The organism is Luteibacter sp. TLI7-4A (genome assembly GCF_056754745.1).
Genome location: NZ_JBPGWO010000001.1, coordinates 2,231,778 through 2,244,674, shown reverse-complemented (window position 1 = coordinate 2,244,674; position 12,897 = coordinate 2,231,778). Strand labels below are relative to the sequence as shown.

Below are 12,897 nucleotides of genomic sequence, written 5' to 3'. Positions count from 1 at the left end.
CAAGCTCTCGACCTCTAGCCTTCCTGCATCTCGTTGCAGGAAGCGCCCCATGGCACGGCAAATCGCGGCCCTTTCGGTCGCGCGCATCACATTGCGCGCGCAGTTTTCCCACCTAATTTGTCTCCTCCTCGTCCTGGCGATCCTCTCGCCATGGACAACGGCGAACGCCCTTGCAGTCGAGCCCGATTTTCCGGGTTTCGACGATGGGTTCTCCGTCCCGGCACGATATGTGGACCCGTCAGGCGAGCCCTATCAGTACGTCACGGAAGACGAGCTACTGCACGTGCTGGACGTGGCGATACGCCTGTACTGCGAAGCCTTGACCGTGCAACCGGGTGACCCACGGCCTACGTGCGGCCCTGGCAAGATCACCCGCCGGGAGATCTTTGGCGAGAACCTCGTTACGAGTTACCGCGTATTGGATGCCCCGGTCCTCATCGTTCGTGAAGGCCAGCCGACCGAAACGGTGCGGCCGAAGTTCGACATAGCGATTGTGCAGTCATGTCCTTCAGGCGCGATGCTCAATACGGGGCCAACGGAATTCTTGGAAAATCGCGCTCGGCGGTCGGGCGAAACACCGGCCACCTGCCGCTCGCCGACGATGCCGATCACGGAAAAACAACTTGGCCTGCCGGAGTCGGAAAGCAATACCTCCAATACCTGCCCATTGGACGACAGCCCGATGGCCGGCAATCCGATCAACGCGCTGACCCGAAGCAAGATCGAGATCGTGACCGACTTCGAGAGTGCCGGCGCGCCGGCACTGACCTTTCGTCGGTACTACAACAGTGGCGTATCGAAAGACTCGCCGCATTATCCTCTCTCACTTGACCGACGGCCCGAGCTGGCGCATCTAGGCGCGTATTGGCGTCACAGTTTTGACCGGCAGATTCTTCATCGGCGTGTCTATCACAATGGTGCTTACACGACCGCTCTGCATATGGTCCACGAGGACGGCAAGGAAATCCGCTTCCTCAAAACGGGAGATGGATATGCAGCCGACGCGGACGAGGCCGGAACCTTGGTCGTGCGAGACAGCGACGCGATTTATACGGCGGCTGATGGCAGCGTTGAACACTACAACGCCGACGGCCGGATGGATACGCGTACGGATCTCAATGGCAACACCACCCGGCTCGACTATGCGAACGGCCTGCTTTCCGTCGTGACCGACGCGAACGGGAGAACACTCGTCTTCGACTATGACGATGACGAACGCATCCGGCGAGTGACCCTGCCTGACGGCGCCGTCGTGATTTATGCGTATGGAGAGGGAATCGCTAAAGGCAGAGAGGCCGATCTGATCAGCGCGACCTTTCCCGACGGGCATGTGACACGCTATCACTACGATGAAAGCGACAAGACCGACCGTTTCGACCACCGCTTGACAGGCATCGACGGGGGTGACGGAAGGCGTTTCGCCACGTTTACCTATCACCGCGGCGAGGTTCGGTCCGATCATGGCGAAGGTCTTGAATGGACTCAGGTCACTCCAGTGCCGGCCTCAGCTGACAGTGCCACGATATCCAGCAAGGCCGGTCGCTCGACGACCCTTCGATACGCGACAAGTCAAGGTGCGATCCGTATCACGAATCGTAATGACATCGGCAGCGGCAAGACCCAGTTCATCCGCAACGAGACCGGTCAGGTCACTGAACGAATCAATGGCGCAGGTACGACGACGTCGTACGAATACGACCCGGTCCGTCAGCTCGAGGTCCGCCGGGTCGAGGCCAAGGACACCCCGCTGGAGCGGACAACCATCACGCAATGGCATCCGACCTTGCGCTTGCCCGTCCGAATCGATCAGCCGAGCCGCTGGAGTACCTACAGCTACGACGCCAAGGGGAACCTGCTCGAGGAGCACGAAGGAGGTACGGCAGACGCGAACGATCCCGACTCACCTGCGTGGCCCGGCGTGCGGATCAGTCGGTACGGCTACGACACGGCTGGCCGCCTCACGTTCGCCGATGGGCCGCGAGACGATGTGGACGACACCACGCACTTCGACTACTTCACGCACGATGCGGACACCTGCGCGAGCACGCCGGGTGTCTGTGCCTGGCGCAAGGGCGACCTGCGCACGGTGACCAACGCCTTGGGTCATGCCACCACCACGCTGGCCTACGACGGGGCAGGCCGTGTACTGGCGCAGACGGATGCCAACGGTATCCACACCGATCGTGCCTACGATGGTATCGGCCGTCCAACGTCGGTTACCGTGAGGGCCAGAGCGGACGGTAGACCTTCGCCTGCGGACGCCGCCACGCGACTTGTCTATGACGCGAATGGGCAAGTGAAGGAGCAGACCGATGCCGACGACGTCAAGATCACCTATGAATACGACGCCGCGCATCGCTTGATTGCCACGGTCGATGCGGTGGGAAACAGGCATGAGATGACGCTCGACAATCAGGGTTTGCCGAAGGTCGAAAATTTTAAGAATCCGTCCGGGACGATAGAACGAACGGTAAAGCGTTACTTCAACAACCAAGGGCAGGTGTGGCTCGAGGAAGACTCCCGCGGCAAGGGAACGCGATACACCTATGATGACGATGGTCGATTGACGCGTGCGGAGTTCGTCCTCAACAACGAAGTTCGACAGTACGACCTTCTCGGCCGTCATATCCTTACGGACCTCCAATTTGGCAAAGCGATCACTCGAACGACATACGACAGCATTGATGGCGTGCGCAGTGTCACTGATCCGAAGGGCCTTACCACCGGTTACCTGCAGAATGGGCTGGGAGATTGCCTTTGGCAGGGTAGTCCGGACACCGCCGAGTCGACCTTCGCCCACAATGCTTCCGGCCAAACGACCGAGTTGACGACGGCGGAAAAACGTACGCGAGAAACCACGCACGATGCCCTCGGACGTCCCACGACAATCCGCTTTGGCGATGGCAGTACACACAGCTACGCGTACGACGTGGCGCCACCTTCGTGTCCGGCGGAAGAGCGGGTCGCAAAGGGGAAGTTGTCGCATATTGTTGACGCTAGCGGCAGCACGGATTACTGCCACGACTTTCTCGGCCGCGTTACCCAGAAGATCCAGCAGACCGGGAGCACATCGCTCCGGTTGCGCTACGGCCACACTCCGGCTGGGCGAGCGAGTTCGGTTACGTATCCCGATGGCACGGTTGCCAGCTATCGGCGCGACGCCGCCGGGCAGGCAATAGGCATCGACCTCGATATCCCGGGCCGAACTCGCGACAGCGTTGAGGATGTACGCTGGACATCCGACGGACGGCTCGTCGGTTGGCAGGCGGGTAAGCGCAGCGTAACTCGTACGTACGACCTCGACGGACGGACCACCCAGGTCAAGGATGGGGACGTCCAAGGAATAGCCATCGATTTCACCTACGAAGACCATGGCTGGGTCGATACGTTGGCGACACCCGCTGGGCAGAACAAGTACTACTACGATGCGGCGGGGCGAGTAACGTTTGCATCGGGCGTCGATTCTCTGTCTTATTACTATGACAACGTCGGCAATAGAACCCGTGCCGTATCAAATGACTATACCTATAAGGACAGAACCCACCACCTGATACAGATAGGAGGGCAAGCGAGAACCTACGACGCCGATGGCAACACGCTCTCGCTGGGCAATCGTGAACTCGTTTACGACGCCGAAGGTCGCCTGTCGCAAGCCAAGGTCCGCGGCATCGTGGAGATGAACTACCGTCACAACGCGCTGGGTGAGCGCGTAGAGCGCTTCGTTGCCGGCGAGCGCACCATCATGCTCTACGATGAAGCCGGCCATTGGCTCGGTGACTACGCAGCCGACGGCAAGCCGCTGAGGCAGATCATCTGGCTTGAAGACTGGCCGGTCGCGCTGGTCGAAGGTGGCCAGCTTTACGATATCCAGCCCGATCATCTCGGCACGCCGCGTGTCCTGGTCAATCGCGACACGAATACGGTCATCTGGACGTGGTCGATCCTCGGCGAGCCGTTCGGAGCCGACAAGCCCAACGAAGATCCGGACAAGGACGGTAAGGCCTTCATCTTCGACATGCGCTTTCCCGGCCAGCGCTATGACGCGGCTACCGGCCTCCATTACAACTACCAGCGCGACTACGATCCGAAGACGGGCCGTTACGTGCAGAGCGACCCGTCGGGCCTGCAAGGCGGCATCAGCACCTATGCCTACGCTAACGGCAATCCGTTACTCCTGTTCGACCCCACCGGCTACGCTGCCACGGATGCCCCGGGTAATTTCGAAAGCCTGATTCCGGTTTGGGGCTCAGGCCGGCAGGCGGTCAATGACTGGTCCGAGGGACGGTACCTGTCGTCGGCGTTCAATGCGGGCATGGCGGTTACTGACATAATCCCAGCCAAGGCGCTCTATACAGCAGGGTGCAAGGGGGTTGTCAGAGCCGTCAAGAGTAGCTCTATGGTGGCTCGTGAAGGCACTGGTTTCCTGGGGCGCGCAGGCTATGAACTCAAGAACGCCGCATATCAGGCGCGACGCAACAGTCCGGCACGCATCAACGGAAGAGAATTTTCCGGTCATGCGCTCGATCAGATGCAAAACAGAGGGGTGCCTCCATCTGTCGTTGACCACGTGTTGCGTACAGGAGCCGAATACACAACAAGGCCTGGAACAAAGGGTTTTTACGATGCAGTGAATAATTTGCGCGTAGTTGTGAATTCGGACAGCGGACGCATAATAACCGTCATCAGAGGAACGCCATGACGACTGGACCGAGCCACTTTACGGGTGCACTAATGTTAGCGATCCGAGAGATCCTTCTTAGGGAGTGGGATCCGATTGGAGTTCAAGGCTTTGATGAGGCGAAAGACGAGTACGACGGATATGTGCCGGATATTTACAATCTGTTGATATCTGGCGGTCAGTTAGACGACCTCGTCGACTTCCTACTGTGGGCGGAGGTCACCTACATGGGCTTGACTGCAGACGAAGCGCGCACTCGTCGCGTTGCCGTCACTTTGATTGACCTGCGCACCAAGATGCTCAGCAAAGATAGTGATGAGGCATGAACTATAGACTCCACGTTGCGCTGGACGGAGCAGACGCTCATTTTTCAGAAAGAGCGGCGCAACTCGTCGACGCCGAGGTCGGTGGCATTGTCCTCGAATCCACTTTGCGTGATGTGAAATGCGTCGATGACGTCTATCGAGCAATTTCACTGGCTATGAGCTTTCCGGAGTTCTTCAATGAAGACTTGGATGCGCGTGGCCCCAATCTTGATGCCCTATACGACTTTATGTCGGACATGAGTTGGCTGCCCGCGCATTCGTACGTACTTGTCCTCAATGAATCACTATCGGCGTGGAAAATGTTCCCGCTTGAGATGGGGCGATTGACTAATGCTTGGCTCCACGCGGCGTCCTTTTTTCGGCGAACGCAGTCCGCGCCATTCAAGCTCTTCTTCAGAATGAATTAGTGGCATGACGTGACCTACAACATCAGCTTGAGCGATGGTGCGGACGTGCATTTCTCATCCTCACCCTTCGTTGTGGAGAGTGAGATATCGCCGATCATCGTCCGCGAGGAGTCTCTATCGGGTTGCACAGACATCCGTAGCGTATACCGCGTTGTGGCCAAGGCTCTTGAGTTTCCCGACTACTTCGGTGAGAACCTGGATGCTCTGTACGATTGCCTCACTGACATGGGCTGGCTGGAAGCGGCAGCTTATGTTGTCGTGCTATCCGACGCTGGGTCGGTCTGGTCAAGGATGCCCCTGTCGATGGGAAGGATGGTAAACACCTGGTTGGACGCGTCGCGTTCTTGGCAGGAAGAGGGCGTCTATCTAAAGCTGGCCTTTCGGTTGACCGATAAAGACGGGATCCAAGGGCTTACCGGTTATGCACGAAAGATAATCGCCGCCTCAGCGCGCCAAGTCACGACAAGCTCCCCTCGCCGACAGGGTCGGCTCCCACCTCAAGCGGCTCCCACAAAGCCGCCGTGGGGCTTGACGCGTAAGTGAGAATCATTATCATCAACTCCGCACCCTCAACCGCGGAGTCCCGATCATGCTGCTTCGAACGCTCCCCCTTTCCGACAACGGCGGCCGCGAAAAGGTCGTCCCGCTTCGTGCCGCGCCGACGGCTACCCGCCGCATCGAGAGCACGAACCTGCTCGACGGTTCGCGTGAGCTCGTCATCGAGCACCAGGGCAGCGAATACCACCTGCGCCTGACCCGCAACGACAAACTCATCCTCACCAAGTAAACGCACCTTCTCCCCGACGCCAAGCCACGCGGATTCTCCCCGGACCGCCCAGCCAGGCATCCCTCGACCGCTTCGTCATCGGGAGACGCCATGTTCGGCTGGCTCGCATCCTTCGGCGTGCAATCGCGCGCCCGTTCCACCGCCACCACGCGCTGGCTCACGCTCGCGCCACGAACGCTGTTCGAGGGGCTGGGCCAGCTCGGCGGCGTGCTCTTCCTCGCCCCGCGCGACGCCTCCTGTAGCGGCCAGGCAGAACCTCGCGGCTGTCTCGTGGAGTCCGCCGACCTGGCTCCCTTGCTGGCCACGCATCACGTGGGCCTTACCTGCGCCGTTACCGCGGAAGGTCCACGCGAATGGATGGACTGCGTAAGCGGGAGGGGCCACGTCCTGGCGCGCATCTACCTGCTTCCCGACACCGACTATCTCGCGTGGGACGGCTTGTTCGCGGATGCATTGCCCATCGACGAGCCCGTGCATCGTGCACCGGACCGTGAATGGTTGCGCGCCTCGCGTGCCCGCATCCTGTGTTTCACCCGCCGCCGGCTGGCCGGCTTCACCGTGCTTGGCGCCTGCGATGCACCCATTTCCTCCCTGGGCAGGGGTGTCGCACGCGACATCGCGGTATCCGAATCGGTGGGCATCGCCGTCTGAGTGGCGTGTCCCCCGTCTGGGCCTGTCCGCGGCCCGGGTGTCCGGACATTCTGTCCGCGGACACATGTCTTTCGATCACGAGGCGTTCTAAGTCGCTGATCGATTGACGGATTATGGCTTGGCACGCTGCTTGCTCGATATCCCCGCAAGCAGCCAGGGAAGCCACCATGATCCGCGATACCTCCGCCCAGGACCGTCTCGTCGAAGTCCGTCCGAACCATCGCCGCAAGCTCGTCTATGCCGCGGCCGGCCTGGCGGCGATCGTCGCCATCGTGCTGGCGGTGCCCCGGATGGCCACGATGTTCTCGGCGGACTCCTCGGTCAGCGCCTCGCGCCTGTCCTTCGGTACCGTGACCCGTGGCCCCTTCGTCCGCGACATCGCGGCGGAAGGCAAGGTGGTCGCGGCGGTGAGCCCCACGATGTACGCCGCTTCGGCCGGTGCCGTGGTGCTGAAGGTGCACGCGGGCGACGTGGTGAAGAAGGATCAGTTGCTGGCCGTGATCACCAGCCCCGAACTGACCAGCAAGCTCGCCCAGGAGAAGTCCGCGGCGGATGCCATGGAAGTCGAGTTCCTTCGCGCCCAGATCGACGCGAAGAAGAAACGCTCCGAATTGCAGAAGGCCTTCGACAACGCCACCATCGACCAGACCGCCGCCGAGCGCGACCTCAAGCGCTACCAGACGGCCTTCGACAAGGGCGCCGTGCCGGTCGCCGATGTCGACAAGGCGAAGTCCACCCTGGACAAGGCGGCCGTGACCGCGAAGCACGCCCAGTCCGACCTCGCGATGGACAACGACAGCCTCACCTTCGACGTGCAGGCGAAGAAGCTCGCCCACGATCGCCAGGTGCTGCTGGTCAAGGACCTGGAACGCCAGGTGGAAGACCTCAACGTGAAGTCGCCGGTCGACGGCCAGGTGGGCCAGTTGTTCATCGCCGAGCGCGCGACCGTGGCCAAGGACGCCCAGCTGCTCAGCGTCATCGACCTTTCCGCGCTGGAAGTGGAAATGAAGGTGCCCGAGAGCTTTGCACGCGACCTCGCCATCGGCATGCCGGGGGAGATCTCCGGCAACGGCAAGACGTGGAACGGCAAGGTCAGCGCCGTGTCGCCGGAAGTGGTCAACGGCGAAGTCGCCGCCCGACTGCGCTTCGATGGCGAGACCCCGCAACAGCTGCGCCAGAGCCAGCGTCTTTCGGTGCGCATCCTGCTCGACAGGCGTGACAACGTACTCACCGTGCAGCGCGGTTCCTTCGTCGACGAAAGCGCGGGACGCTATGCCTTCGTGGTCAACGACGGCATGGCCGATCGCCGTGACATCCGTGTCGGTGCGAGCAGCATCGACAAGGTCGAGATACTCGACGGCCTGAAGGAGGGCGACAAGATCGTCATCTCCGGCGCCGACACCTTCGGCGACGCCAAGCACGTCGCCATCAGCCGCTAACAGAGGGAAAACCCATGCTCAAGATGACCCATCTCGCCAAGGTCTACCGCACGGAAGTCGTCGAGACCTACGCCTTGCGCGACTTCAACATCGACGTGAAGGAAGGCGAGTTCGTCGCCGTGACGGGCCCCTCCGGCTCGGGCAAGACCACCTTCCTCACCATCGCGGGCTTGCTGGAAACCTTCACCGGCGGCCAGTACCACCTCGACGGCGTCGAAGTGAGCCAGCTCGACGACAATGCCCGTTCGCGCATCCGCAACGAGAAGATCGGTTTCATCTTCCAGGCATTCAACCTGATCCCCGACCTGAACGTGTTCGACAACGTGGAAGTGCCCTTGCGCTATCGCGGCATGAAGTCGGCCGAGCGCAAGCAACGGATCATGGACGCGCTGGAACGCGTGGGCCTGGCCTCCCGCGCCAAGCATTATCCGGCGGAACTGTCGGGCGGCCAGCAGCAGCGCGTGGCCATCGCACGCGCCCTTGCCGGTTCGCCGCGCCTGCTCCTGGCGGACGAACCGACCGGCAACCTGGATACGCAGATGGCTCGCGGCGTGATGGAACTGCTGGAGGAGATCCATCGCGAGGGCGCCACCATCGTGATGGTCACGCACGATCCGGAACTCGCCGCCCGTGCGCAGCGCAACGTGCACGTGATCGACGGCCAGGTGGTGGACCTCGCGGAAGAACCGCGCTTCCACGCCCATGCCCACGTCGCCAATTCCTGATCCAGCGTCCGCCGTTCCGGGGGGAGTCCCATGTTCAGCTACTACCTGCAACTCGGCCTGCGCAGCCTGCGCCGCAACCCGGTGCTCACCGCCCTGATGGTGATGGCGATCGGCTTCGGCGTCGCCGCGTCCATGACCACGTATTCGGTGTTCCGCGCCACGGCGCGCGACCCGATCCCGCAGAAATCCAGCGTGCTCTTCAATACGCAGGTGGACGCGTTCGGCCCGGAGAACACCGAGAAGGGCGAACCGCCCGCGTCACTGAACTATAAGGACGCGACGGCCTTGCTCCGTGCGCACAAGGCGAAACGCCAGACGATCATCTATCCCGTGAGCGTCTCGATCATTCCCGACGATCCAGCGCGCTTGCCTACCCGCCAAAGTGCTTATGCCGCGGGTTCGGACTTCTTTCCGATGTTCGACGTACCCTTCATCCAGGGTGGCGGTTGGACGCCGGAGGACGACGAGAAGCATGCCAGCGTCGCCGTCATCACGAAGTCCGCGAACGACAAGATCTTCAACGGCGCCCAGAGTGTCGGCAGGCAGATCAACCTCGACGGCCGCCTGTTCAGGATCACCGGCGTCATCCAGGATTGGGCGCCGCAGCCGCTGTTCTTCGACGTGCCCAACACGGGTGGTTTCGACGAAGGCGCATCGGTCTACATCCCGTTCAATCGCGCGGTCGACTTGCAGATGGCCACGAACGGCAATAACAACTGCGTGGCCGAACCGGCGGAGGGCTGGGCCAACTACCTGCAGTCGGAATGCGTCTGGCTGTCGCTGTGGAGCGAGCTGCCGACGAAGGCCGATGTCGACGCCTATCGCAGCTATGTGACGGGGTACGCCGCCGAGCAGCAGCGCGCGGGCCGTTTTCGCTGGGCACCGAACGTGAGGGTCCGCGATGTCATGGACTGGCTCGATGTGCAGCGCGTGGTGCCACCGGAATCGCAGGTGTCCCTTGTCGTGTCACTCGGCTTCCTGGTCATCTGCCTGGTCAACACGGTGGGCCTGTTGCTGGCGAAGTTCATGCGTCGCGCTCCCGAGATCGGCGTACGCCGTGCGCTCGGTGCGTCGCGCAAGGACATCTATGCGCAGTTCCTCATCGAGGCTGGCACGATCGGCGTCGCCGGCGGCATCCTCGGGCTGTTGTTGACGGGTCTGGGGGTGCTTGGTGTCGGCCTGGTCTTCCCCGAACCGATCGCGCGCCTGGCGACACTGGACCCGGTCCTGATCCTGCTGACGCTCGTCGTCGCGATCGTGGCCTCCGTCGTCGCCGCCTTCTATCCCACGTGGCGCGCCGCACAGGTGCAGCCTGCCTGGCAGCTGAAATCCAACTGAGGACATGATCATGCAGATCAAGCCCATTCTCGCCGCGCTGCGCCGGCACAAGGCAGGCACGATCCTCATCGCCTTGCAGATCGCCCTGACCCTCGCCATCGTGTGCAACGCGCTGTTCATCGTCCACGAGCGCGTCGACCGGGTGAATCGAATCACGGGCCTGGACGAATCGAACCTGATCGCGGTGCAGAACCGCTACGTCGGCTCGCCTCCGAACTTCGTGCCGCTGATAAAGACCGACGTGCAGGCGCTGCGTTCGATCCCGGGCGTCGAGTCGGCCTATGCGACCAACGCCTATCCCCTCCGCCAGGGTGGTTGGTCGACGGGTATCCAGACCAAGCCGGACGGCACGAAGGACGGTTTGCCCACCGCCCTGTATTTCAGCGACGAGCAGACGCTGAAGACGTTGGGCGTGCGCCTGATCGCCGGACGCAACTTCAATCCTGGCGAGATCGTCACCGTGCAGCCGCAGCAGACGCCTGCGCCGCCGCAGGTCATCGTGACCAAGGCCATCGTCGACAAGCTCTTCCCGAAAGGTGACGGGCTGGGCAAGACGATCTATCTGTCGAAGGGCAAGCCGTCCACGATCATCGGCATCGTCGAGAAGCTGACCGTGCCGTGGACCGACTACGATCATATGGACAACGTGACGATCATGCCGGTGATCTTCAACAGCGGGTACCAGCATTTCCTGGTGCGTACCCGTCCGGGTGAGCAGGATGCCGTCTTCAAGGCCATTTCCAAGACCTTGTACGGGATCAACCGCATGCGTGTCCTGCCCGAGAAATCAGGCGTGCGCACGTACGACAAGATCCGCAGCCGCGCCTACGAGGCCGATCGTGGCATGGCCATCCTCATGAGCGTGGTCTGCGGCGTATTGCTGGCGATCACCGCCGCCGGCATCGTCGGCCTGTCCAGCTTCTGGGTCGGCCAGCGGCGCAAGCAGATCGGCGTGCGCCGTGCGCTGGGCGCAAGGCGCAGCGATATCCTCAGTTACTTCATGACGGAGAATTTCCTGATCGCGCTGGCGGGAGTCGTGTTGGGCGTCGTCCTGGCGGTGGGCCTCAGCCAGTGGATGTTCACGCACTTCGAAATGAAACGGTTGTCCTTCACCTACGTGTTGGTCGGTGTCATCGTGCTGCTTGGTCTCGGCCAGGTCGCGGTGTTCGCGCCGGCGCTGCGTGCGTCGAAGGTGTCGCCGGTGGAAGCCACGCGCAGCGTCTGATACTGGGAAATCCGATGTTCGGTTATTACCTGGAGCTCGCCTTGCGCAGTCTCCGGCGGAGCAGGGCGCTCACGGCGCTCATGATTATCGCCATCGCCCTGGGGATCGGGGCGAGCATGACGACCCTGACGGTACTGCACGTGCTGTCGGGGGATCCGCTGCCGGGACGCAGCGGATCGATCTTCATGCCTCGGCTCGATCCGCGCGGCCTGAGGGGCTTCGACCTCTCGACGGACTTGCCTGCCCAGGTGACCTGGACGGATGGCATGAACCTGCTGCATGCCCGGCGCGCGCACCGGCAGGTATTGATGACCGGTGGCGCCGTGCCGATCCAGCCGGACGATCCGTCGATCGATCCTTTTTTTGTCTCGGCCCGCTACACCAGCGCGGACTTCTTCGGCATGTTCGATACGCCGTTCCGCTACGGACAAGCGTGGAGCGCTGCCGAGGACGAACAACGCGCGCATATCGCGGTGATCGGCGCCGAACTGAACGACCGGCTCTTCCACGGTGAAAACAGCGTCGGCAGGATGATCCATGCGAATGGCGCGGACCTTCGCATCGTCGGTGTCCTGAAACCATGGAGGCCCGTACCGCACTTCTATGACCTGAACACCACCTCCTATGGTGCGGCGGAACAGGTGTTCGTGCCCTTGACCACCTCGCGGGCGATGCGGATGACCCGTAACGGCGGCGTCGAATGCTGGGGCATGGGGTCCGGCGACGAAGAGCACATGGAGTCGGCGAGCTGCGTGTGGTTGCAGCTGTGGGTGGAACTGGACGATGCCGCCGCCATCGCTTCCTATCGCACTTTCCTGGATGGCTATGCGCGTGAGCAGGTCGCGTCGGGCCGATACGATCGTCCCGCGCGTGCCGAACTCACCGACGTCATGCACCTCCTCGACGAGAAAGGAGTCGTTCCCGATGACGTCCGTCTGCAGGTGTGGCTCTCGCTCGGCTTCTTCGTCGTTTGCCTGGTCAACACCGTGGGCCTGATGCTGGCGAAGTTCATGCGCCGGGCGGGCGAGGTGAGCGTGCGCCGTGCGTTGGGTGCGTCGCGGCGCAGCGTGTTCGCGCAACTGCTGACCGAGGCTGGCATCGTGGGGTTGGCCGGTGGTTTCGGAGGCCTGGCGGTGGCCTTGCTCGGGCTCGCGATCGTGCGCATGCAACCGGGTCCCTCGGCGGAACTGGCCCACCTCGACCTGACCATGCTGGCCGCGACCTTCCTCGTCTCGCTGCTCGCCGCGCTCGCCGCGGGCCTGCTGCCGGCGTGGCGCGCATGCCGGATTCCCCCGGCGCTGCAATTGAAGAGCCAATGATG

Annotated in this window: 11 protein-coding genes; all 11 read left to right on the top strand. The window is 62.1% G+C overall.

Annotated elements, in window-relative coordinates; all coding sequences use genetic code 11:
* Positions 1-49: 49 nt before the first annotated feature.
* The 11 genes from ACR9Y6_RS09890 (at position 50) to ACR9Y6_RS09840 (ending at position 12,895) form a co-directional block, all read left to right on the top strand.
* Positions 50-4,699, top strand: a complete 4,650-nt coding sequence (locus ACR9Y6_RS09890; RefSeq protein ID WP_481281128.1) for an RHS repeat-associated core domain-containing protein — start codon at positions 50-52, stop codon at positions 4,697-4,699.
* On the top strand, positions 4,696-5,004 hold the full coding sequence (locus tag ACR9Y6_RS09885) for a hypothetical protein (protein ID WP_481281127.1): 309 nt from the start codon (positions 4,696-4,698) through the stop codon (positions 5,002-5,004). Before ACR9Y6_RS09890 ends, ACR9Y6_RS09885 begins: the two co-directional genes overlap by 4 nt.
* Positions 5,001-5,411, top strand: coding sequence for a barstar family protein (locus ACR9Y6_RS09880; RefSeq protein ID WP_481281126.1), 411 nt, complete (start codon positions 5,001-5,003; stop codon positions 5,409-5,411). The genes ACR9Y6_RS09885 and ACR9Y6_RS09880 overlap by 4 nt, the downstream gene beginning before the upstream one ends.
* Before the next feature lie 9 nt (positions 5,412-5,420).
* A complete protein-coding gene (locus tag ACR9Y6_RS09875) occupies positions 5,421-5,954 on the top strand; it encodes a barstar family protein (protein ID WP_481281125.1) in 534 nt (177 codons plus the stop codon).
* A gap of 46 nt (positions 5,955-6,000) precedes the next feature.
* Entirely contained in the window at positions 6,001-6,198 is a 198-nt protein-coding gene (gene hemP / locus ACR9Y6_RS09870; protein ID WP_481281124.1) for a hemin uptake protein HemP, read from the top strand.
* Positions 6,199-6,288: 90 nt separating this feature from the next.
* On the top strand, positions 6,289-6,849 hold the full coding sequence (locus ACR9Y6_RS09865) for a hypothetical protein (protein WP_481281123.1): 561 nt from the start codon (positions 6,289-6,291) through the stop codon (positions 6,847-6,849).
* Positions 6,850-7,016: 167 nt separating this feature from the next.
* A complete protein-coding gene (locus ACR9Y6_RS09860) occupies positions 7,017-8,288 on the top strand; it encodes an efflux RND transporter periplasmic adaptor subunit (RefSeq protein WP_481281122.1) in 1,272 nt (423 codons plus the stop codon).
* Between the two features lie 14 nt (positions 8,289-8,302).
* Positions 8,303-9,013, top strand: coding sequence for an ABC transporter ATP-binding protein (locus ACR9Y6_RS09855; RefSeq protein ID WP_481281121.1), 711 nt, complete (start codon positions 8,303-8,305; stop codon positions 9,011-9,013).
* A 30-nt stretch (positions 9,014-9,043) separates the two neighbouring features.
* Positions 9,044-10,351, top strand: a complete 1,308-nt coding sequence (locus ACR9Y6_RS09850) for an ABC transporter permease (protein WP_481281120.1) — start codon at positions 9,044-9,046, stop codon at positions 10,349-10,351.
* Positions 10,352-10,361: 10 nt separating this feature from the next.
* Positions 10,362-11,576, top strand: a complete 1,215-nt coding sequence (locus ACR9Y6_RS09845) for an ABC transporter permease (RefSeq protein ID WP_481281119.1) — start codon at positions 10,362-10,364, stop codon at positions 11,574-11,576.
* A 14-nt stretch (positions 11,577-11,590) separates the two neighbouring features.
* Positions 11,591-12,895 carry an ABC transporter permease gene (locus ACR9Y6_RS09840; RefSeq protein ID WP_481281118.1) on the top strand — a complete coding sequence of 435 codons (1,305 nt, stop codon included), beginning with the start codon at positions 11,591-11,593 and terminating at the stop codon, positions 12,893-12,895.
* The last annotated feature ends 2 nt before the right edge of the window (positions 12,896-12,897 follow it).

Bases quoted from the DNA above. Each gene is read 5' to 3' on its own strand.
- ACR9Y6_RS09890 (WP_481281128.1), top strand. From the start codon at position 50: ATGGCACGGCAAATCGCGGCCCTTTCGGTCGCGCGCATCACATTGCGC.
- ACR9Y6_RS09885 (WP_481281127.1), top strand. From the start codon at position 4,696: ATGACGACTGGACCGAGCCACTTTACGGGTGCACTAATGTTAGCGATC.
- ACR9Y6_RS09880 (WP_481281126.1), top strand. From the start codon at position 5,001: ATGAACTATAGACTCCACGTTGCGCTGGACGGAGCAGACGCTCATTTT.
- hemP (WP_481281124.1), top strand. From the start codon at position 6,001: ATGCTGCTTCGAACGCTCCCCCTTTCCGACAACGGCGGCCGCGAAAAG.
- ACR9Y6_RS09865 (WP_481281123.1), top strand. From the start codon at position 6,289: ATGTTCGGCTGGCTCGCATCCTTCGGCGTGCAATCGCGCGCCCGTTCC.
- ACR9Y6_RS09860 (WP_481281122.1), top strand. From the start codon at position 7,017: ATGATCCGCGATACCTCCGCCCAGGACCGTCTCGTCGAAGTCCGTCCG.
- ACR9Y6_RS09855 (WP_481281121.1), top strand. From the start codon at position 8,303: ATGCTCAAGATGACCCATCTCGCCAAGGTCTACCGCACGGAAGTCGTC.
- ACR9Y6_RS09850 (WP_481281120.1), top strand. From the start codon at position 9,044: ATGTTCAGCTACTACCTGCAACTCGGCCTGCGCAGCCTGCGCCGCAAC.
- ACR9Y6_RS09845 (WP_481281119.1), top strand. From the start codon at position 10,362: ATGCAGATCAAGCCCATTCTCGCCGCGCTGCGCCGGCACAAGGCAGGC.
- ACR9Y6_RS09840 (WP_481281118.1), top strand. From the start codon at position 11,591: ATGTTCGGTTATTACCTGGAGCTCGCCTTGCGCAGTCTCCGGCGGAGC.